Here is a 20,815-nt window from a genome sequence, read left to right as displayed (position 1 = left end):
GGCCTTCGTCACTGCTTACAACTTCGCCAAACACCTCAAGGCGCTCCGATGGCGAACGCCCTATCAAGCAATCTGCAACGCCTGGACAAGGGACCCGTCAATCTTCAAAATCAATCCGCACCATCTCATTCCGGGACCACACACCTAGTCCATAGGCGAGGCGGGGACGGTCGAGACTGCGCGCTGGGGACGGCCTTTTTCGGCGATGGCAATGCCGCCCAAAGCGAGCGCAAGCGCGATCACATGGAACGGCTGAAGATGCTCGCCAAGCAGCGCCACGGACAACAGCGTTCCGAAGACCGGCACGAGGTTGATGAAGAGCCCGGCGCGATTTGCACCGATCGCCTCGACGCCCTTGATATAGAGGATCTGGGCAAGCAGGGACGCGAAGATGGCAGTGTAGAAGGCAATCAGCCAGCCCTTGTTGTCTGGCAATTGCACAGCACCTTGCGTGCCCTCCCAGATGAGAAGTGGCACTGCTGTCAGCGTCGCGCCGAGGGCGGGGATCGCCATCAGCGTGCGCCAATCAAGGGGCGGTTTCCAGCGTAGAAAAATCGTGTAGACAGAATAGGCGGCTACGGCGATCAGCATGAGGCCGTCGCCACGGTTGAGACCGAGCTGCAGCAGGGTCGTCAGGTCACCATGCGCGGCGGTCAATGCGACGCCGCCGAGCGTCATGGCGAAGCCGACTATCTGTGCTGTAGAAACGCCTGTGCGGAAGAAGACGAAGTTCAGCAGGAAGATCAGCATCGGGATCCCGGCCTGCTCGATCGCAACATTGATCACGGTTGTGTACTGGACGGCCGAGTAAAGCATCGCGTTGAAAAGCGTATAGCCGATGATGCCGTAGAAGAAGAGCAGCGGCAGGTTCTTGCGGACGATCGGCCAGTCGCGCTTCAATTGCGGTACGGAAACGGCGGCAATGAGTGCCGTCGCAAGGAACCAGCGCAGAAACGTCAGCGTCATCGGGCTGACGTGCCCGAGCGCGAGCTTGCCTGCCACCGCGTTTCCGCCCCAGCATAGTGCCGCGACGACGAGAGAAATATAAGCGGCGACCTGCACAGGCGATTCTTCCAGATGACGGCGATGTGGTTCTCAACCTTGGGACATGATCGGCCAATAGCCCGATGATGGCTGATTTGTCACGTAAAAAGCCGATTTCGGCGGCATAACAGGGTCGATTTCCCGGTGACAAAGCTTTATAGATGCGCGGGTTTGAGAAGGGTGCGGTTAAATCCGCCTTTAACAGGAAGACGTGAATGACGAACGTAGTTGTAGTCGGTTCGCAATGGGGTGACGAAGGCAAAGGCAAGATTGTCGATTGGCTTTCGGAACGCGCCGATGTGATCGTGCGCTATCAGGGCGGACACAATGCGGGCCACACGCTGGTCATCGACGGTGTCAGCTACAAGCTTGCCCTTCTGCCATCCGGCCTCGTGCGCGGCAAACTCAGTGTCATCGGCAATGGCGTCGTCGTCGATCCGCATCATTTCGTCGCCGAAGTCGCGAAGCTGCGCGCGCAGGGTGTCAATGTAACGCCCGAGGTGCTGCGCATCGCGGACAACGCACCGCTGATCCTGTCGCTGCACCGCGACCTCGATGGCTTCCGCGAAGACGCGGCTTCCAACAGCGGAACCAAGATCGGTACCACTCGCCGCGGCATCGGCCCGGCTTATGAAGACAAGGTCGGTCGCCGCGCGATCCGCGCCATCGACCTGGCCGACAAGGAAGCGCTGCCGGCCAAGATCGACCGTCTGCTGACGCACCACAATGCGCTGCGCCGCGGCCTCGGACTGCCGGAGATTTCGGTGGAATCGCTCGAGAAGGAACTGAACGAGGTCGCCGACCAGGTTCTGCCTTATGTCGACCAGGTCTGGCGTATCCTCGACGACCAGCGCAAGGCCGGTGCCCGCATCCTGTTCGAAGGTGCGCAGGGTGCGCTGCTCGACAACGACCACGGCACCTATCCCTTCGTCACCTCGTCGAACACGGTTGCCGGTCAGGCCGCCGCCGGCTCGGGTCTCGGCCCGACGGCAATCGGCTATGTTCTCGGCATCACCAAGGCTTACACGACGCGCGTGGGCGAAGGTCCGTTCCCGTGCGAACTGAACGATGAGATCGGCAAGCATCTTTCGACAGTTGGTCGCGAAGTCGGCGTCAATACCGGTCGTCCGCGCCGCTGCGGCTGGTTCGATTCGGTTCTGGTCCGCCAGACGGTGAAGACATCGGGCATCACGGGCATCGCGCTAACCAAGCTCGACGTTCTCGACGGTCTCGACGAACTGAAGATCTGCGTCGCCTACAAGCTTGACGGCAAAGAGATCGATTATCTTCCGGCTAGCCAGGCTGCCCAGGCCCGCGTAGAGCCGATCTACATCACGCTGGAAGGCTGGAAGGAATCGACTGTCGGCGCACGCAGCTGGGCTGATCTGCCGGCCCAGGCAATCAAGTATGTTCGCCAGGTCGAAGAACTGATCGGGGCGCCCGTCGCTCTCTTGTCTACAAGTCCTGAGCGCGACGACACGATACTTGTGACCGATCCGTTTGAGGACTAAGGTCGCGGGTCATTATTTGTGCGGTTCGCAGGGCGGACCGCACTCTTAGAGAAAGTACGAATGGCGGATTTTATCGCAGTTATCCGGCGGGCGGTTGACGGCCTGTCTGAAAATACTCCCGAGATGCGGGTGAAAGTCTACGAGCGTGCTCGCGGTGCTGTTCAGCGGCAGCTCGAGAATATGAAGCCGCGCCCACCGGAAGCGATGCTGCAACGGCAGCTTGAAAAACTCGAAGCTGCAATCCGCGAAGTCGAAGCCGAACACGCAGAAGCCGTTCTGGTCGACGATGCAGCGCTAGCCGCCGAGCCTGAGGTTGAGGCAAGCGCCGAAGCGGCCAACGAGCCGGAAGCGGCCGTTCCCGAACCGGTTGCCAGCGAAGCTGTGGTCGAGGAGCCGGCGCATGAAACGCCGGTTCACGAAGAGCAGATGGCAGCCGAAGAACCTGCGCCTGCCTACGAAGAGCCGGTCGAAGAGCCTGCGCCCTATCACGAAGAACCTACGTCTCATTATGAGGAGCCTGTCGCTGCCGAACAGGAACACACCGCGCAGCAGGACGCACATTGGGAGCATGAAGAGCCGCGCGCTCCTGTCGGGGAAGCCGAGCCTGTCGAGCATTGGCAGGCCGCTCATGAAGACGACGTCGCTCGCGAGGAGCAGTACGGTCACGAGGAGTATGTTGGCGCAGTCGAGGAGCCTGTTGTCGAGCCGCCCGAGCCGCCCGACGAAGAGCCGGTTCTGCAGCCAATTGCTCGCGACTACGACCTGACCAATCGCCTTGTCGAGCCCGTCTATGGGCTGGATCGTCCGCCGGAAGAATTCGTGGATCGCAGCCAGGAGGAGCCGCTCCAAGCGGATGCCGCTGCGCATTTCGATCCGGTGTGGGCAGAGCCAGTAGAGGAAACGCCTGCACCTCCGGCCAAGGATGCGCAGACGGATTGGGCGCTCGAAGAACTCAGGCAGTTTTCGGAATCTGCGCCGGTTGCTCCGGCCAACGAAGCGGCGCGCGCGTTTGAAGACGTCATCACGGGATTCGACCATACGCCGGGCGGCGTGAAGATGCCCGCCGCGAATGAGGGCTTCTCCTGGGAGGCCGCAGCCTTCGACGATCTGCCACCGATCGAAAACGGCAAGAAAGTTCCGATCAACGCTCATTTCGATGACGGCGATCTCTTCTCCGAAATTCATGGGACGCCGGCAAAAGCTGTACCGGAAACCAATTGGCAGGAGGCAAAGCCGCTTCGCGGATACGACAACCGCGGCGTGGTTGCCGAAGATGATGATGGCATTCCGGCCGCCGATCTCGACAGTGCTGTTGCTGCTAAGTTCCAGGGTAAGAACCTGCGCATGGAGCCGAAGCGCCGTCGCTTCGGCATTGGCTCCATCGTGACGATCCTCATTGCGCTTGGCGTGGTCGGTGGTGGCGGATACGCTGCCTGGATCAATCGGGACGCGCTGTCGTCAATGGTGAAAAACCTCGTCAGCGCTGCTCCCTCGCAGAGCGCGAAGAACGAGCAGACGCCTGCCAAGCCGGATGCGGCGCCCCAGAGGAGCGATGCGAAGCCAGCTGAGGCAAACAAGGAAGTTGCGTCCTTGAATGACGGGGCTTCCGTCAACAACAAGTTCAACCAGCGGCTTCTTGCCGATGGCACCGAAGTCGACAACGGTCCGGCCTCCGTTCCGGGAACGCCTACGGCGGAAGGAAAGTCGGTAGCCGAGCAGAACGTTGCTGCAGCGGATCCGACGCCGCCCGCGACCTCGACGACACCTGCCGTCCCGGCTGCCACCGCACCCGCGACGACGCCGCCGGCGGCTGGAGCCACGCAAGCTGCGCCGGTCGGCTCCTCCGAGAAGATGTTCCTGTACGAAGAGCGGATCGGTCAGAGTTCACCGACCGCCATCCAGGGCTCGGTCGTCTGGAGTCTTCAGCACGAGACAGGCCCGGATGGCAGGCAGGAAGCGACCGTACAGGGGACCGTGACTGTTCCAGAACGCAATCTGTCGGCGCAGCTTACCTTCAAGCGCAATTCCGATGCGTCGCTGCCGGCCAGCCACATCGTCGAGGTGGTTTTCTCGCTGCCGCCGAACTTTGAAGGTGGCGCTATCGAGAGCGTTCAGCGTATCTCGATGAAGCGAACCGAACAGGATCGGGGCGACGCCCTGATTGCCGTTCCGGCAAAGATCACCGACGATTTCCACATGATCGCGCTGAACGACTATCCGGATGCGCGCAAGGCGAACCTCGATCTCCTTTCAAGCCGCGACTGGATCGATATGCCGATCACCTACCGCAATGGTCGCCGCGCGCTTCTGACGATGCAGAAGGGTACTACGGGCGGCGAGGCGTTCAACGCCGCGATCAAGGAATGGGCTGCTTTTGGCGATGTATCGACCAGCCAATAAGCGCCTGTCGAATGGATAAAAGAAAGGGCGGGACCATCGGTCCCGCCCTTTTTGATTTGAAATTGCAATGGCGTTACGCGGTCGCTTCGACCACGCGAACGGCCTTGGCGCGTTCGAGAGCGTCCTTGCGGACGGCATCCTGGACCTTTTCGAAGGCGCGGACCTCGATCTGACGAACGCGTTCGCGGCTAATGTCGAATTCGGACGAGAGGTCTTCCAGGGTCACCGGATCTTCCGCGAGGCGACGTGCCTCGAAGATACGGCGCTCGCGGTCGTTCAGAACGCTCATCGCCTTCGCCAGCATGCGGCGGCGCGTGTCGAGCTCATCCTGTTCGATAAGAACCTCTTCCTGGCTGTCATGGTCGTCGACGAGCCAATCCTGCCATTGACCAGATTCGCCTTCCGAGGCCTTGATCGGTGCGTTCAACGAGGCATCGCCGGAAAGGCGACGGTTCATCGAAACGACCTCCTCCTCGGAGACGTTCAGCTTGGTGGCGATCTCAGCAACGTGTTCCGGCTTCAGGTCGCCATCGTCAATGGCCTGGATACGGCCCTTGAGGCGACGCAGATTGAAGAACAGCCGCTTCTGGTTGGCGGTCGTACCCATCTTCACCAGAGACCACGAACGCAGGATGTATTCCTGGATTGAGGCCTTGATCCACCACATGGCATAGGTGGCAAGACGGAAGCCGCGCTCCGGATCGAACTTCTTGACGGCCTGCATCAGGCCGACATTGCCTTCAGAGACGACTTCGCCGATTGGTAGGCCATAGCCGCGGTAGCCCATTGCGATCTTCGCAACGAGGCGCAGGTGGCTGGTGACGAGTTTGTGTGCCGCTTCGCGATCGCCGTGTTCCGCATAGCGCTTCGCCAGCATGTATTCCTGCTGCGGCTCCAGCATCGGAAATTTGCGGATTTCGTCGAGATAGCGATTGAGACCGTTTTCGCCGGCGGTAATGGACGGCAAGTTATTTCGGGCCATAAAGCACCCTCCTATCTGAATTCCGGTTCCCAATGGAACGCGCCCCTGCGTCGAAAGGCAAACCGGGACATGCGGCTTTATCCAAGCCCGCACTAAGTCAATATACAGATAAGTATGGCGGAACAGGGGTTCAAGACCATACACCGCTTCACGAAGGCGTTACTCTCGCTCCGCACGCAGGGCGTCTGCCAACTCTTCCATGTCCTCGGGCAGAGGCACCTCGAAGTGCATGACCTCGCCGGTGCGAGGGTGCTCGAATTGCAGCATGTAGGCGTGGAGCGCCTGTCTTCCGAAGGCATTCACGGTCTTCCTGGCGGCATCCGGAAGCAGGTTTGCCTTTGTTTTGAAACCTGCTCCGTAGACGGTGTCGCCGAGTAGCGGATGGCCGATATGTGCCATGTGGACGCGGATCTGATGGGTGCGGCCGGTTTCGAGATGGCACTCGACCAGCGAGGCTAGCGACGTGGCATCAGGATTCTCATGGAAGCGTTCGAGCACTTCGTAGTGGGTGATCGCCTCGTCGGCATCCTGCATCTCGGATCGCTTGACGGCGCGACGCGTGCGGTCGCCGACGGCGCGGCCGAGCGGTGCATCGATCGTTCCAGTCAGCGTGCGAGGGCGGCCCCAGACAATCGCTTGGTAAGCCCGCTCCAGCGGCATGGTCCGCCCATGGTCGGCGAATTGCAGCGACAGATGGCGATGGGAGATGTCGTTCTTGGCGACGACCATGACACCTGTGGTGTCTTTGTCCAGCCTGTGGACGATGCCCGGACGGCGCACACCGCCGATACCGGAAAGACTGTCGCCGCAATGATAGATCAACGCGTTGACGAGCGTGCCCGTCCAATTGCCAGCCGCGGGGTGCACCACGAGACCGGCCGGCTTGGAAATGACGATGAGGTCATCGTCTTCATAAAGAATATCGAGCGGGATATTCTCGCCCTTGGGCGTCGGATCCTCCGGCTCGGGCAGCAGGATCTCGAAGGTGTCGCCTGGACGAACCTTTTTCTGCGGATCGGCGAGGATCTTGCCGCCCACGGAGACCTGGCCCTCCTTGATTAGCGCCTTCACGCGGCTGCGCGAAAACTCCTCGCCGAGCTGTCCGGTCATCCACGCGTCAAGACGGCCTTCGGCGTTCTCGTCGGCGGTGAGGACTTTTCTAATGCCGGCAGCTTGTTTAAAGGGGTCGCTCAAGACGCTTCTTCTCCGAATTACTTAAAGAACGGAACGCCACATATGACGAATATCCAGCCAGAAGACGATCAGGACGAAAAGCCCCTGGATCCGGCGATGGAACGTGTCCGGCGCAAGATGATCCGCCTGCAGATCGTCTCAGGCGTCATCATGTTCGTGAGCCTTATGGCTGTCTTCGGCGCGGTTGTCTACAAAGCGATGCGCGCGCCCGCGAAGGAACCGACAGCCGTAACTTCTGCCGGTGTACCATCCGATGCGCCGGTATCGGTCACGGCAACTTTGCCGTCGGGCTTCGTCATCCAGTCGTCGTCGCTCTCGGGAGGCCAGATCATGTTCTTTGGCGCGACAGCCGATGGAATCAAGAAGTCGCTCATCTTCGATATCAAGTCGGGGCGCATTGTTGCCGATGTGACGGTCAGCGGCGGCTAGGACAATGGCCTCTCGCCTCGTTGCCATCGAGAGCGCGGACGATCCTCGTATCGCTGACTTTCGCGACATCCGCGAGCGCGATCTGACCGGCCGGCAGAACCGCTTCATCGCGGAGGGCACGGTAGTCCTTCGCGTGCTTGTGGAAGCGAGCCACGGCGGTCGCTTTGCAACCGAAAAAGTGCTGCTTCTCAGGAACCGTGTCGACGGCGTCGCTCCAATCCTCGAGAGACTGCCTGATGACGTGCCGGTCTATGTCGCAGAGGCGGACGTCCTAGATCGGATCGTCGGGTTTCATCTCCATCGAGGCGTGTTGGCCCTTGGCAGGCGAGAGGTGGTCGGAACCGAGCTTGTCGACCGATTGCCCGATCGTTCGCTTGTCCTTGTCGGCTGCGGTATTTCCAACCATGACAATGCCGGGTCGATGTTCCGCAATGCGGCCGCCTTCAAGGCGGATGCCATCTTTCTCGATGAGACTTCGTGTGACCCGCTTTATCGCAAGGCGCTACGTGTTTCTGTCGGCTCCGTACTCAGTGTTCCCTATGAGCGGAAGGGCACGGCGCTCGACGTTCTAACACGGCTTGCTGCGAGTGGCTTTGCAATCTGGACGCTCTCGCCGCGCGGGGAGACCGACATTCGAGCCATACCGCCAACCGATCGCATGGCGCTGGTCGTGGGTACGGAAGGCGAGGGGCTGCCGCCTGCACTCCTGGAACGTTTTCAAAGCGCGCGGATCCCGCAGTCGGAGGGACTGGACAGCCTCAATGTGGCGACGGCGACCGGCATCGCCCTCTTTGCCATGTCATCGGCAGCGAAGCTGATCTGAGTTCAGCCCGGTTCGGACAGGATTGTCGCGGCGCGTTGCGCGAGGTTGATACGCTCTCCGTCCTGATTGTCGGTGCCATCCGGCAGAAGGTCGCGGATCGGTGAGGAGGGTCCTTCGTTGATAGCGGTCAATGCAACCATGCTTGCAGCAATGCCGGCGATCTCTTCACGTATCGCACCGTCGTGGCTGGTGTCGGATTTCGCTTTCAGAAGTTGTTCCGAGACGGCGGCGCTGCGCTTGCGCACTTCGTCGCTCAGGCGCGCTGCAATCGCTGCTGTGTCGAGCTCAGTCGGCATTGTTTCCTCGGTTGCCCGCTCCTCTGAAACCGCATCTGCGACCACGGGCTGAAGTCCAGCGTTGCGCAATGCACGGTTTGCCTTGCGCAGCTCGGCATTCGCCGCCTTGATCTGTTCCTTCAGCTTGGTAATTTCCTGCTGGCGGCGTCCGAGAAGCGTATCCTTGTCGGCCGTTGACGCCGCATCGCGCCCCGCTTTGTCCTCGAGCCGGATGACTGCGTGCTCATGCTGGGCGAGCGCCTGCTCCGCATCCTTGGCGCGCTTCTGCAGCAGGTTCACGTCCTGGCGAAGATTGTCGCGCTCGATGCGGACTGCGTTCGCCTTGAACGTCAGGCTCTCGATTTCGGTATCGCGCGCTGCGAGATCGATCTTGAGATTGTCGGTCTGCTCCGCAAGCTTGTTAAGGCGCGTGCGAAGAGCGTCGAGCTCGCCTTCCTTGGCGGCGCTTGCTTGCTCGGCGATGTGGAGGCTCGTCTTAAGCTGGCTGATGTAGTTCTCGTCCTTGCGCAGGTGCGAGCGCTGTTCCGCGGCCTCGACACTCATGTCGCTGATTTGCGCCTGTAGCCCCTCGATCTCGGCGGCAAACCGTCCTGCGTCGAGCGCCAGCGAGTCATGCTTCAGTTGCAGCGCCAGCGACTTTTCGCGCTCGCGCACGAGGTCCTGTGTCGTCTTGGCGTTCTCGGCAGCATAGAGGGCCCGGACCATATCCTTCTGCGCGCGCACTTCCTGCGGGCTGAGTGGCATGGTCGCGCGCATACGGTTTTCCGTATACCAGACGATGCGGCGGTGGACGGCAGGCGACACGAGAAAGACGAGAAACGCTGCCGCCAGGAAGCCCAATCCGAACAAGAGAGCATATTCGATCACGGCGCGGCCACGGCTTCCAGAAGTTGAGTTGCGTCAGGACCAATGATTAAGCGGACCTGACGCGTAGAGCAAGTGGCGGATAGGTCACGGCGAGCGAGAGTTCGCTGCGCCGATGGGAATCAGAAGGGATTCCAGGTCGGATTAGGGGTGACCTTGAGGTAGCCGACATTCAATCCGAGGCGAGCACCGACGCCTGTGCGGATCGGCACCACCAGTACGTTGTCGTTCTTGAGAAGCGTCATGCCGAAGCCGGCGATAACGAAGGCTTGACCACTGACGCCACCGAAGCGCGCGTATATGGCGTCGGTCGAGGGCAGGTCGTAGACGAGCATCATGACGCGCGTGCCCTGACCGCCATAGTCGATCCCGAGCGACGGACCCTGCCAGTAGAGCGGATGCTCACCGGCATTCTTTGTATTCAACTGGCCTTCGCCGTAGGTGAGACCGGCGATGAAAGCTCCGGAACCTTCCTGGCCGAGGACATAGCCGTTGGGAAGGCCGTATTTCTGAAAGGCGGCTTCGATCACCTTGGCCAGCCCGCCGCTGGTCGAGCCGAAGAACGAGTGCCCAGCGTCGACGATTTCCTGCATCGAATACTGGCCGCCGTTAGACTGCTGCGCCGATGCCTGCATTGGGACAAGCGCGAGGGGCGAAAATGTCAGCGCAACGAGAAGCCGCCAGATGGCGGAGAGTCTTCCGAAAAAATGGGCGCGCATGGTGTTATCCGTTCATCATGGTCGGTACGATGAGCCGTTTCCGGCGTTTCGTTCATTTTGCGCGTATGGTCTTAACAATCGGTTTACCAAATATGGTGTCATTATGGCGCTGAGTACGGCCGCAAACTTCGCGCAATTTAAATGACGCAAAAGAGGCGGCGGAATGAACCTGCCGCCCTCCTGGAGACTATGATGTCGAAGAATCCAAACCTCACCCTTGCTGGCCCCGACCTGGCCGCGCTTCTGTGCAGCCGCGTCTGCCATGACGTCATCTCGCCGGTTGGCGCAATCAACAATGGTCTGGAGCTTCTGGACGAGGGCGGCGCCGATGCCGACGCGATGGATCTTATCAGGACAAGCGCGCTCAACGCCTCTGTCCGTCTGAAGTTCGCCCGGCTTGCCTTCGGGGCCTCGGGATCGGTCGGGGCTTCGATCGATACCGGCGAAGCCGAACGTGCGGCCAAGGATTTTGCTGCCGCGGAGAAGAAGACCGAGGTTGTCTGGACTGGTCCGCGCGCGATTATCGCCAAGAACCGCGTCAAGTTGCTGCTCAATCTCTTCCTGGTAGCCTATTCGTCAATTCCACGTGGCGGTGTCATCGAAGTCACGCTTGAGAACCCCGAACTGGACGCAAAATTCAAGATCGTTGCGAAGGGCAAGCTGATGCGCCTGCCGCCGAAATTCGTGGAGATCTCTACGGGGGAAATCGAGGAAGCCATCGACGCCCACTCGATCCAGCCCTACTACACCGTGCTGCTTGCCGATGAATGCGGTATGGCGCTCGGGCATAGCGCGACCGCCGAAGAACTTACGTTTACCGCTGACGTCATCGCAGCTTGATGCAGGGACCTCGACGGCGATCCGACCGTCGAGGTAATAAATCCTTAGCCTAATGTTTCTATTCTTGGCCGATAACACGCCAGCCGCATTAGAAGCTGGGGCAAGGAGCAGCCATGCAGAGGTTTATGATCGCCGACTCATCTGACGTCGTTCGGAAGGTGGGGAAGCGCATCCTTTCCGAACTCGACTTCATGGTCATCGAAGCCTCCAACGTTGTCGAAGCTCTCTCCAGTTGCCAGGTGGAACTTCCAGAATACCTGATCGTCGATTCTGGCATGGACCGCGCGCTCGAGTTGATTTCGGCGATCCGCGGCATGGAAGGCGGCAAGGACGTCAAAATCTACTATTGCGTGGTTGAGGCCGACCTCAAGAAGCTGATGATGGGCAAGCGGGCAGGGGCGACTGATTTCCTCCTCAAACCCTTCGATCGCAAGATTCTGACGGCCGTATTCGGCCACCGCGCTATCGCAGCATAATTGCGACTACCCGCCAACGATCGAAGCCGCCACGGGCGGCTTTTTCTATGTCACAACGAAAAAATCCCGCCACAGAGGACGGGATTTTCTCAGTCTTGGCAAAGGGGCTGACGTATCAGGCGGTCTCGGCGTACTCGGCGCCGTCCGGCTCGCGCAGAACATAGCCGCGGCCCCAGACGGTTTCGATGTAGTTTGCGCCACCGGCAGCATTTGCGAGCTTCTTGCGCAGTTTGCAGATGAAGACGTCGATGATCTTCAGTTCCGGCTCGTCCATGCCGCCATAGAGATGGTTCAGGAACATTTCCTTGGTGAGCGTGGTGCCCTTGCGGAGCGAAAGAAGCTCCAGCATCTGGTATTCCTTGCCCGTCAGGTGCACGCGCTGGCCACCAACTTCGACCGTCTTGGCGTCGAGGTTGACGATCAGTTCGCCGGTCATGATGACCGACTGGGCATGACCCTTGGAACGACGAACGATTGCATGTATGCGCGCAACCAGTTCGTCCTTGTGGAACGGCTTGGTCATGTAGTCGTCGGCGCCAAAGCCGAGACCGCGAACCTTGTCCTCGATACCGGCCATGCCCGAGAGAATCAGGATGGGTGTCTTGACCTTGGACAGGCGGAGAGTGCGGAGCACTTCATATCCGGACATGTCGGGAAGGTTCAAATCGAGAAGGATGATGTCGTAATCATACAACTTCCCTAGGTCCACGCCTTCTTCACCCAGATCGGTGGTGTAGACGTTAAAACTTTCTGATTTGAGCATCAATTCGATGCTCTGCGCTGTCGCGCTGTCGTCTTCAATGAGTAGTACCCGCATTATTATCCCCTTTACCGCCGCCGAAAGGTGGTCTGGCCCCTACGCGATACCGAATACATCATTGCGTGATTTGGAAGCTGCCACGAAATGGTTAACAAATTCTGATTCACTCTGGCAAGAGGTAACGAATTTATTAAATATTTTGTCCATTCCGCTGTTTTCCAACGAGAATTCGCAAAGCCAGATCTTAACTTTTACATTAAGAACGGCCGGTAAGCGATTCATTCGACTCACCAATGAAACAGTATCGGAAATCGCGTAGTTGTGTTTACCGACCCTTAAATCATCGGCACTATCATTAACGATGCCCGTAAACGAAAGGTTACCAGCGGTAGGTTTTTGTTAATACCGACGGAAATTTTTTAGCAGGCCGCGTCAAAGCGGCCGGCAAGGGCGATTTAAAGTGGAGCAGGGGTCTCGCATCACTGGAGTAATGCGTATGAAGTCGCGTGAGAGCCTAGTTCGCCTGAAGGAGTTTCAGGTGAACGAAAAACGTCGCCAACTGCAGCAATTGCAGATGATGATGTCCGAATTTGATAGGATGACGAAGGATCTGGAGAGCCAGATCGTCGTCGAGGAAAAGAAGTCCGGCATTTCCGACCCGAATCACTTCGCCTATCCGACCTTCGCAAAGGCAGCTCGCCAGCGCGCGGACAATCTTCAGGTCTCGATCAAGGAACTGAAGATGCAGGAAGAGGCGCTTGAACAGGCGCTGGAAGAGATACAGGCGGAATATGCACGTGCAGCCGCGCTCGAAGAGCGCGACGGCGCAGTCCGGGCAAGAGCCTAAGGCGGGAAACGGGTGCTGTCGGCACCTTGGGATCGCCTCGAAAAAAGCCATGCATGATGGGCCGTCACGTCCGTCATACATGGCTTTTGGCGTTATTGGGCTAACCGTTAATGACGTCGCGCCACTCCTCGTGGCGTTGCGCTTGCGCTTTGAAGAAGGGACATAACGGGAAGATCTTCCATCCCCCTTTGCGTGCCTCCTCGACGGCATGAAGAGCAAGTGCCTGGCCAACGCCCTTGCCGCGCAGCGCATCGGGTACGCCGGTGTGGTCAATAATGACAAGCGCCGGCGATGCGCGGGAATAGGTCATTTCGGCCTGATGGCCCTCGACCTCTGCAACGTAGCGGCCGCCGGAGGGATTCTCTTCATTCCTGATGTTCATTGCCATTCCTCGTCAACATTCAGCTGTCGGTCGGAAATTGGCATGTCATCCCGGCCGCGCCAAGGCGGGCGATGTGGACACAGTGTTCGATGAGAAGAGGCGGGGACAATTGCTGCCGGTACGAGGCCGGCAGCAATTCCGGCTCACCGACCGATTTTCCTGCCGAGTGGTCTATGGAGCAGGGAACTCGTGGTGAGGCTTGTCGCAGCATAAAAGCAGGGCGTCTGCAGGCTGCGTTAATGATTGCGGGCCGTCTGTATATCCCCCTCAGGACATGCAAGCGGCCCGAATCTGAAAATCGTTGCCCAGGATGGGCGTGTCAGTGGCGATACTGCTGAATACGCGTGGTGCGCAAACCGGCAAGGCCATGGCTGTTAATGGAAGACTGCCAGGACAAGAACTCTTCGACAGTCAGCGTGTAACGCTCGCACGCTTCTTCCAAGCTCAACAGGCCACCGCGAACCGCCGCTACAACCTCTGCTTTGCGACGGATAACCCAGCGCCTGGTATTCGGCGGTGGCAAATCCGCAATCGTCAGCGGGCTGCCATCGGGGCCGATGACATATTTTACTCGGGGACGTATCATTTCGGTCATTGGACTCTCTACACAACTCAAGACCACGGCCGTCACTCTAGCTTGTCACATTTAAGAATTGCCTAAGCGCATAGTAACACTTTGATAAGAAGTTTAGGCGTCGACTTCCTGGAAGCAATTTGCGCGCCCTCGTAGCCTTCCCCTGCGTAAATTTGTGATGAGCGCATAGGAGCCATGCGCAATGGCTAGTGGGCAATTGACGAACGTCAATTTATAAGCGCCGCAACATAGTTGTTAGTGCAAGACCGCGTCTCCGTTCTTTTCGTGGTGCCCGGAATAACTAAGGTTTGCTTCGTGTCCTTTTGATACGTGCCTTTGCTTTTCCTCTGCGGCGCGTGGCCATTCTGGTCGACGAAATGAAGAAGCTGAGGCGAAGCTAGCCGCCGAGGGACAGGAAAATGAAGAAGCAAGAACGCGCCGTCCGCGACGGCGTGGGGGATGCTGTTTTTTCGCGGATCGCGTCCGCGCAGAAAATGTCCTCGGAACGATTCAACGATTGCGTGGCTGAGATGGCAGTCGAGGCGGGATTCAACCACTACTTGTTTGCGGAGTTTCCGCGCGGGGACCGCAGTGGCTTCGCCAGCAACTATCTCGCTAGCAACTGGCCGCAAGAGCTCATTGATCTCTATGAGGAGGTTGACCTCTTCTATTGCAGCAAGCTGGTCTCGGCTCTCAAGACGACAGCGATGCCTGTCTTCTGTGACAAGGCGCCATTCGAAAGCGCGGCTGCAAACCAGGGAAACGACCGGCTGACGGCGCACTTCAGGGGCCATGGCCTCAAGGACACATTTGCCTTTGCCTTGCATGACATGTATTTGCGGCACTTCATATTCGCATTCTCGGGTGAGCGCGTGCGTCTCGCTCGCGAAGAGGCAATGCAGCAGGTTTTCCGGGCGATGGAGTTTCTGGAGCTGTTTGCGCAGCAGAACCCTGTTGAGCAACCGATGGAGAACCTCAGCAGCCGGGAAATCGAGTGCCTGCGTTGGTCGGCCGCCGGAAAGAGCAGTGAAGAGATCGCGATTATTCTCGATCTCTCCGCACATACGGTCATCGGCTACCTGAAGAGCGCGATGCGAAAGCTCGACTCTGTTAACCGCATGCAGGCAATCGCTCGCGCACTTCGCTATCGGCTGCTCTAGGCGTTTATCGAACCGATCTAGAGCAGTATTGCCGAAAGCCCGGTCTCTGCGGCTCCAAACTCATATTGTGCGCTTCCGTGATGCAGGAGCGCCAGCCAGTCTCCCTCGTTCAATGCGGCCACGGTGCAGGCAATATCGCGTGCTGCGCTGGTCGACGCGGAACCGACGAGAGAGGCGAGTTCCGTCGTACCATTTACCTCGATCGCAGTTTCGTGCCCGGAGGAGGAGAGGGTGCTTGCCGTCAATTGCAGGAGATAAAAGCCGGTCTCCGGGATAAGCAAGCGATTGCCAGCGCCTGTGGGCAGAGCCGAGCCAAGAGAAAAGCCGCCCTATGAGACGTGGACAGCGAAAGCCGCATCCCGCTGATTTTGCGTGTTTTTCCGACGAGGTTATGCCCGCTCCAAAGCGGATCTGGCGCCGCCCCAGGAAATGAAGTTCGGGTTGGCGAAGTCGCTGTCATGCATTTGAGACGTCTTGCCGTAGGTCAGCGGCAACCCGTCCAGCGTTACGGTGGAGCCGCCCGCAGCGCGCAGCACGGCATCCCCCGCGGCTGTATCCCACTCCATTGTCCGCGTGAAGCGCGGATAAACGTCGGCCAGGCCTTCAGCCAGCATGCAGAATTTCAGCGAGGAGCCGATGTTGGTGCAGTGGGAGATCGCGTTTGCGGCGAGAAAAACATCTGTCTGGGGGCTGTTGTGGGATCGGCTTGCCAAAGCCGTCCGGTCGGCCGGTTGCGGACGCACCTGGATGGGCGTCCGCCGTGTCACCTGAAAACGGTCGTCGACAAGGAGTTTCTCGGCCTTGCTGTCCTCGCCAGCGAAGGCGACGCCGAGGGCGGGGGCATAAACGATCCCTGCGAGAGGGCGTCCCCCGCTGATATAGGCAATGTTCACGGTGAACTCGCGTCGTCGCTCGACGAATTCCCGTGTGCCGTCGAGCGGATCCACAAGGAAGAAGGATCTGCCGATCGCAGGCACGTTTCCTGCTGCCACTGATTCTTCCGCGATAATCGGCGTATCGGGGAACGCGGCTTCAAGCTGTGCAATGATAATGCGCTCGGCGCGCTCGTCGGCGATGGTGACCGGGCTGTTGTCTGCTTTCCTGGCGGTCGGGCATCCCTCCCGATAGACCTTCATAATCGCTTTGCCCGCTTCGAGAGCGGCGCGCTCAAATGTTTCGAGCATTGCTCGCCTTCCGGATCTTTTTGTTGCGCTCACCTGAAGCGTTTCACCTTTATATAAGCAATTCCCTCGGCCAAGTGAAACTTGCCAAATTCAAGCGACAGTTTCTGGGACAGAATCCAGCCTGCCCCGTGCCGCGGCATTGTCCGAAAGCGGGATGGTGTTGCAGTTTGCACCATTCTAAAGTCAAAAAGCGCTTTCTGGGGCTTCACATGTTAAAAAAAGCGAATTGTTAGTCGCAAAAAAGTCATTTTCACCAAAACGGCAAAGAACTTTGGAGCTTTGCGATTTTGCGCTTCCCTTTTGGTTTGAAAGCGGTATGAAATCCTTAATCAAGGGCGCATCAAAAGCTCTAATAACAAGAGATGTTGGCTAAACCGGCTTGCATCCAGGGGAAATGGTATATGGAATATTTTGTCCAGCAGCTCGTTAATGGGCTGACTCTTGGATCCATCTATGGCCTTGTGGCTATTGGCTATACGATGGTTTACGGCATTATCGGCATGATCAACTTCGCCCATGGCGATATTTTCATGCTTGGCGGTTTCGCCGGCCTCATCGTTTTTCTCGTCCTCACCTCCATGTTTGCGGGTCTTCCGGTTGCAGTTTTGCTGCTGGTTATGCTCCTTATCGCAATGTTGATGACGAGCTTGTGGAACTGGACGATCGAGCGTGTTGCTTATCGTCCGCTACGCGGATCGTTCCGCCTGGCGCCGCTGATCACTGCGATCGGCATGTCGATCACGCTGTCGAACTTCATCCAGGTGACCCAGGGGCCGCGCAACAAGCCGATCCCGCCGCTGGTCAGCACTGTATACAACGTCGCCGGCATCTCCATCTCGCTGAAGCAGATCGTCATCATCCTTATCACGGTGGTGCTGCTAACGGTGTTCTGGTACCTCGTCAATCATACGTCGCTTGGGCGCGCTCAGCGTGCAACTGAGCAGGACCGCAAGATGGCGGCGCTGCTGGGCGTCAATGTCGATCAGACGATTTCCATCACCTTCATCATGGGCGCGGCGCTGGCTGCTGTCGCAGGTACCATGTATCTGATGTATTATGGTGTCGTGAACTTCAACGACGGCTTCGTACCGGGTGTGAAGGCGTTCACCGCGGCCGTTCTCGGCGGCATCGGTTCGCTTCCAGGCGCTGTCCTGGGTGGGCTGATGATCGGTTTGATCGAGTCGTTGTGGTCGGCTTACTTCACCATCGCGTACAAGGATGTGGCGACATTCGCCATCCTCGCTTTCGTGCTGATCTTCAAGCCGACAGGTATCCTGGGCCGGCCGGAAGTCGAGAAGGTTTAACGTCATGGAAAATGTTGTACGTTCCGCTGACAAGCCCGCCAAAGCCGGACTTGTTCAGACGGGTATTAAAGAAGCTCTGTTTGCTGCCCTGATCGCGTTCGGCATGTTCGTGCTGTACGTTGGCCTGAAGACCGATCAGAATATCAGCAACGAACTCATCATTGTTCAGCGCTGGGGCCTCCTGGCTATATTCGTAGCGATTGCAGCCGTCGGTCGCTTCCTGACCGTCGTCTTCCTGCGGCCGCACCTTGATGCACGCAAGTTGGCGAAGGCGCGTAGTGGCGAGCTGGATATCTCGGCCGAAAAGGGCTTTTTCCACACACATTTCTTGAAGATCGCGCTCGTCGCACTGCTGCTCTATCCGGTGTTCATCTACGCCGTCGCGGGTCCGCAGGGTTCGCTGAAGTGGGTGGATAACTTCGGTATCCAGATTCTGATCTACGTGATGCTGGCCTGGGGGCTGAACATCGTCGTTGGCCTGGCTGGCTTGCTCGATCTTGGCTACGTGGCGTTCTACGCGATCGGCGCCTACTCTTACGCGCTCCTGTCCAGCTATTTCGGCCTGTCGTTCTGGGTGCTCCTGCCTCTGTCCGGTATTCTGGCAGCGCTGTGGGGTGTGATTCTGGGCTTCCCGGTCCTGCGACTGCGCGGCGACTACCTCGCGATTGTCACGCTGGCCTTCGGTGAAATCATTCGCCTGGTCATCATCAACTGGACGGATCTCACCAAAGGCACGTTCGGTATCTCGGGCATTCCGAAGGCGACGCTTTTCGGCATCCCGTTCGATGCGAGCGCCGGTGGCTTTGCGAAGCTGTTCCACCTGCCGATGTCGTCGGCGTACTACAAGATCTTCCTTTTCTACCTGATCCTTGCCCTCTGCATGTTGACCGCCTATGTGACGATCCGCCTGCGCCGGATGCCGATCGGCCGTGCATGGGAGGCCATGCGCGAAGACGAAATTGCCTGCCGCTCGCTCGGGATCAATACGGTGACGACGAAACTCACGGCCTTTGCGACGGGCGCTATGTTCGGTGGTTTCGCAGGCTCCTTCTTTGCCGCTCGTCAGGGCTTCGTTTCCCCGGAATCGTTCGTCTTCCTGGAATCGGCTGTTATCCTCGCCATCGTCGTTCTCGGCGGCATGGGCTCGCTGACCGGTATCGCGATCGCTGCGATCGTCATGGTTGGCGGCACGGAAATGCTGCGTGAGATGGCCTTCCTGAAGATGATTTTCGGACCGGACTTCACGCCTGAGCTTTACCGCATGCTGCTGTTCGGCCTGGCGATGGTCGTCGTGATGCTGATCAAGCCGCGCGGCTTCGTGGGGTCGCGTGAACCGACAGCGTTCCTCAAGGAGCGCAAGGCAGTTTCCGGCAGCTTTACCAAGGAGGGCCACGGTTGATGAGCCCTCAGGAAACAAACATGACCAGCGATACTTTGCTGAAGGTCGAGCATCTGTCGATGAAGTTCGGTGGCCTGATGGCGATCAACGACTTCTCATTTGAAGCCAAGCGTGGCGACATTACCGCACTCATCGGCCCGAACGGCGCCGGCAAGACGACGGTCTTCAACTGCATCACCGGCTTCTATAAGCCGACGATGGGCATGATCACGCTGAAGCAGAAGGACGGCAAGGAGTTCTTGCTGGAGCGCCTTCCAGACTTCCGGATCACCAAGGAAGCCAAGGTTGCCCGCACGTTCCAGAACATCCGGCTGTTTTCCGGCCTGACGGTTCTCGAAAACCTGCTCGTCGCCCAGCACAACAAGCTGATGAAGGCGTCCGGGTTCACCGTGATGGGCCTCGTGGGCATCGGGCCGTATCGGGCAGAGGCGAAGAATGCCGTTGAACTGGCACGCCACTGGCTAGAGAAGGCTGATCTGATTGATCGCGCCGATGACCCGGCTGGTGATCTGCCTTATGGCGCACAGCGCCGGCTTGAGATCGCGCGCGCCATGTGTACGGAGCCGGAACTTCTGTGCCTGGACGAGCCTGCTGCTGGCCTCAATCCCCGCGAGTCGGCCGCGCTGAACGCGCTGCTGCGCAGCATTCGCAGCGAAAGCGGCACGTCGATCCTGCTGATTGAGCACGATATGTCGGTGGTCATGGAAATTTCCGACCATGTCGTCGTACTGGAATATGGTCAGAAGATTTCCGATGGCACGCCTGATGAAGTGAAGCAGGACCCGCGGGTTATCGCGGCCTATCTCGGTGTCGAGGACGAGGAAGTGGAAGAAGTGATTGCAGCCGTAGAGAACCTCGAAGGAGGCTCGCACTAATGACTGGCCAGCCACTTCTGAACGTTCAGGGCGTTGAAACCTACTATGGCAACATCCGGGCCCTGGCCGGAATCGATATCGAGGTCCATCGCGGCGAGATCGTCAGCCTGATCGGTGCCAACGGCGCCGGCAAGTCGACGCTGATGATGACGATTTGCGGAAGTCCGCAGGCGCGCAAGGGCTCGGTGGTTTTCGATGGCCAAGATATCACGCGTCTGCCGACGCATGAGATCGCCCGCCTTCGCATCGCGCAGTCGCCTGAAGGACGCCGTATCTTCCCGCGCATGACCGTCATGGAAAATCTCCAGATGGGCGCGGGCCTCGACAACCTGAAATATTTCAACGAGGACGTCGAGAAGGTCTTTGCGATGTTCCCGCGCCTCAAGGAGCGCCAGGGTCAACGCGGCGGTACGCTCTCGGGCGGCGAACAGCAGATGCTGTCGATCGGTCGCGCGCTGATGGCGCGTCCGAAGCTGCTGCTACTCGACGAGCCCTCGCTTGGTCTGGCACCGCTGATCGTTAAGGGCATTTTCGAGGCGATCAAGAAACTCAACAAGGAAGAAGGGCTGACCGTCTTCCTCGTAGAGCAGAACGCCTTCGCAGCTCTGCGTTTGTCGGACCGTGCCTATGTCATGGTCAACGGCAAGGTCACCATGAGCGGTTCCGGTATGGAACTTCTCGCGAATCCGGAAGTGCGTGCCGCTTATCTTGAAGGCGGACGTCATTGAGCATGACGAAGGGGAGACTTTGAT

The 20,815-nt window shown here is 58.7% G+C and carries 22 protein-coding genes and 1 pseudogene; 13 read left to right on the top strand and 10 right to left on the bottom strand.

The annotated features are described in order from the left end of the window. Positions 1-148 (top strand): annotated as a pseudogene (locus tag AC1DPR_RS21295) (IS481 family transposase); the annotation flags it as partial. Here AC1DPR_RS21295 and AC1DPR_RS21290 read toward each other — a convergent pair. Continuing rightward, positions 145-1,062: a DMT family transporter gene (locus AC1DPR_RS21290; RefSeq protein ID WP_113470940.1), complete on the bottom strand. Its 918-nt coding sequence runs from the start codon at positions 1,060-1,062 to the stop codon at positions 145-147. The pseudogene AC1DPR_RS21295 and the gene AC1DPR_RS21290 overlap by 4 nt on opposite strands. Positions 1,063-1,259: 197 nt before the next feature. Between AC1DPR_RS21290 and AC1DPR_RS21285 the strand changes: the two genes are divergently transcribed. Both AC1DPR_RS21285 and AC1DPR_RS21280 read left to right on the top strand, forming a co-directional pair. Further along, positions 1,260-2,555, top strand: coding sequence for an adenylosuccinate synthase (locus AC1DPR_RS21285; RefSeq protein ID WP_018117286.1), 1,296 nt, complete (start codon positions 1,260-1,262; stop codon positions 2,553-2,555). A 60-nt stretch (positions 2,556-2,615) separates the two neighbouring features. Beyond that, positions 2,616-4,955, top strand: coding sequence for a ribonuclease E domain-containing protein (locus tag AC1DPR_RS21280; RefSeq protein WP_113470939.1), 2,340 nt, complete (start codon positions 2,616-2,618; stop codon positions 4,953-4,955). Positions 4,956-5,028: 73 nt separating this feature from the next. Here the strand turns inward: AC1DPR_RS21280 and rpoH are convergent, their stop codons facing one another. Together rpoH and AC1DPR_RS21270 are read right to left on the bottom strand one after the other, a co-directional pair. Further along, a complete protein-coding gene (rpoH, locus tag AC1DPR_RS21275) occupies positions 5,029-5,937 on the bottom strand; it encodes an RNA polymerase sigma factor RpoH (protein WP_018117284.1) in 909 nt (302 codons plus the stop codon). 159 nt (positions 5,938-6,096) lie between these two features. Then, complete coding sequence (locus AC1DPR_RS21270) at positions 6,097-7,131, bottom strand: RluA family pseudouridine synthase (protein WP_113470938.1); 1,035 nt, start codon at positions 7,129-7,131, stop codon at positions 6,097-6,099. Positions 7,132-7,173: 42 nt separating this feature from the next. On the opposite strand from AC1DPR_RS21270, the gene AC1DPR_RS21265 reads away from it, so the two are divergent. Both AC1DPR_RS21265 and AC1DPR_RS21260 read left to right on the top strand, forming a co-directional pair. Next, positions 7,174-7,560, top strand: a complete 387-nt coding sequence (locus AC1DPR_RS21265) for a hypothetical protein (protein ID WP_018117282.1) — start codon at positions 7,174-7,176, stop codon at positions 7,558-7,560. 4 nt (positions 7,561-7,564) lie between these two features. After that, positions 7,565-8,383: a TrmH family RNA methyltransferase gene (locus AC1DPR_RS21260; protein WP_018858206.1), complete on the top strand. Its 819-nt coding sequence runs from the start codon at positions 7,565-7,567 to the stop codon at positions 8,381-8,383. Between the two features lie 2 nt (positions 8,384-8,385). On the opposite strand, the gene AC1DPR_RS21255 is transcribed toward AC1DPR_RS21260, so the two are convergent. Continuing rightward, on the bottom strand, positions 8,386-9,546 hold the full coding sequence (locus AC1DPR_RS21255) for a coiled-coil domain-containing protein (RefSeq protein WP_113470937.1): 1,161 nt from the start codon (positions 9,544-9,546) through the stop codon (positions 8,386-8,388). 119 nt (positions 9,547-9,665) lie between these two features. Beyond that, entirely contained in the window at positions 9,666-10,262 is a 597-nt protein-coding gene (locus AC1DPR_RS21250) for a DUF1134 domain-containing protein (RefSeq protein WP_018117279.1), read from the bottom strand. A gap of 192 nt (positions 10,263-10,454) precedes the next feature. Here AC1DPR_RS21250 and chpT point away from each other — a divergent pair, with 192 nt between their 5' ends. Together chpT and AC1DPR_RS21240 are read left to right on the top strand one after the other, a co-directional pair. Further along, on the top strand, positions 10,455-11,102 hold the full coding sequence (gene chpT / locus AC1DPR_RS21245; protein ID WP_018858208.1) for a histidine phosphotransferase ChpT: 648 nt from the start codon (positions 10,455-10,457) through the stop codon (positions 11,100-11,102). Positions 11,103-11,215: 113 nt separating this feature from the next. After that, positions 11,216-11,578 (top strand): response regulator, encoded by a 363-nt coding sequence (locus AC1DPR_RS21240; RefSeq protein ID WP_018858209.1) that lies wholly within the window; start codon positions 11,216-11,218, stop codon positions 11,576-11,578. Positions 11,579-11,693: 115 nt separating this feature from the next. On the opposite strand, the gene ctrA is transcribed toward AC1DPR_RS21240, so the two are convergent. Beyond that, positions 11,694-12,395: a response regulator transcription factor CtrA gene (gene ctrA, locus AC1DPR_RS21235; RefSeq protein WP_003542362.1), complete on the bottom strand. Its 702-nt coding sequence runs from the start codon at positions 12,393-12,395 to the stop codon at positions 11,694-11,696. A gap of 439 nt (positions 12,396-12,834) precedes the next feature. Between ctrA and AC1DPR_RS21230 the strand changes: the two genes are divergently transcribed. Beyond that, positions 12,835-13,185 (top strand): hypothetical protein, encoded by a 351-nt coding sequence (locus tag AC1DPR_RS21230; RefSeq protein ID WP_018117276.1) that lies wholly within the window; start codon positions 12,835-12,837, stop codon positions 13,183-13,185. Between the two features lie 100 nt (positions 13,186-13,285). Here AC1DPR_RS21230 and AC1DPR_RS21225 read toward each other — a convergent pair whose 3' ends face one another. Both AC1DPR_RS21225 and sciP read right to left on the bottom strand, forming a co-directional pair. Then, positions 13,286-13,567 carry a GNAT family N-acetyltransferase gene (locus tag AC1DPR_RS21225; protein WP_018117275.1) on the bottom strand — a complete coding sequence of 94 codons (282 nt, stop codon included), beginning with the start codon at positions 13,565-13,567 and terminating at the stop codon, positions 13,286-13,288. Positions 13,568-13,886: 319 nt separating this feature from the next. Further along, positions 13,887-14,162, bottom strand: a complete 276-nt coding sequence (gene sciP / locus AC1DPR_RS21220; RefSeq protein WP_007533628.1) for a CtrA inhibitor SciP — start codon at positions 14,160-14,162, stop codon at positions 13,887-13,889. Between the two features lie 398 nt (positions 14,163-14,560). On the opposite strand from sciP, the gene AC1DPR_RS21215 reads away from it, so the two are divergent. Beyond that, a complete protein-coding gene (locus tag AC1DPR_RS21215; protein WP_113470936.1) occupies positions 14,561-15,301 on the top strand; it encodes a helix-turn-helix transcriptional regulator in 741 nt (246 codons plus the stop codon). Between the two features lie 17 nt (positions 15,302-15,318). On the opposite strand, the gene AC1DPR_RS21210 is transcribed toward AC1DPR_RS21215, so the two are convergent. After that, positions 15,319-15,582, bottom strand: coding sequence for a hypothetical protein (locus AC1DPR_RS21210; RefSeq protein ID WP_477817088.1), 264 nt, complete (start codon positions 15,580-15,582; stop codon positions 15,319-15,321). 108 nt (positions 15,583-15,690) lie between these two features. Then, the gene (gene cysQ, locus AC1DPR_RS21205; protein WP_018858214.1) at positions 15,691-16,485 is read right to left on the bottom strand and encodes a 3'(2'),5'-bisphosphate nucleotidase CysQ; all 795 of its coding nucleotides are present in this window, start codon (positions 16,483-16,485) and stop codon (positions 15,691-15,693) included. Positions 16,486-16,886: 401 nt separating this feature from the next. Here cysQ and AC1DPR_RS21200 point away from each other — a divergent pair, with 401 nt between their 5' ends. From AC1DPR_RS21200 to AC1DPR_RS21185, 4 genes are read left to right on the top strand one after another with little or no spacing between them, the layout of a single operon-like run. After that, entirely contained in the window at positions 16,887-17,789 is a 903-nt protein-coding gene (locus AC1DPR_RS21200; protein ID WP_018858215.1) for a branched-chain amino acid ABC transporter permease, read from the top strand. Between the two features lie 4 nt (positions 17,790-17,793). After that, positions 17,794-19,188 (top strand): high-affinity branched-chain amino acid ABC transporter permease LivM, encoded by a 1,395-nt coding sequence (livM, locus tag AC1DPR_RS21195; RefSeq protein WP_018858216.1) that lies wholly within the window; start codon positions 17,794-17,796, stop codon positions 19,186-19,188. A gap of 20 nt (positions 19,189-19,208) precedes the next feature. Beyond that, positions 19,209-20,063: an ABC transporter ATP-binding protein gene (locus AC1DPR_RS21190; protein ID WP_018858217.1), complete on the top strand. Its 855-nt coding sequence runs from the start codon at positions 19,209-19,211 to the stop codon at positions 20,061-20,063. Continuing rightward, entirely contained in the window at positions 20,063-20,791 is a 729-nt protein-coding gene (locus AC1DPR_RS21185; protein WP_018858218.1) for an ABC transporter ATP-binding protein, read from the top strand. The genes AC1DPR_RS21190 and AC1DPR_RS21185 overlap by 1 nt, the downstream gene beginning before the upstream one ends. Positions 20,792-20,815 lie beyond the last annotated feature (24 nt).

It is taken from the genome of Rhizobium sp. 01T417 (genome assembly GCF_056398905.1).
This window is presented reverse-complemented; position numbering and strand designations above follow the sequence as displayed.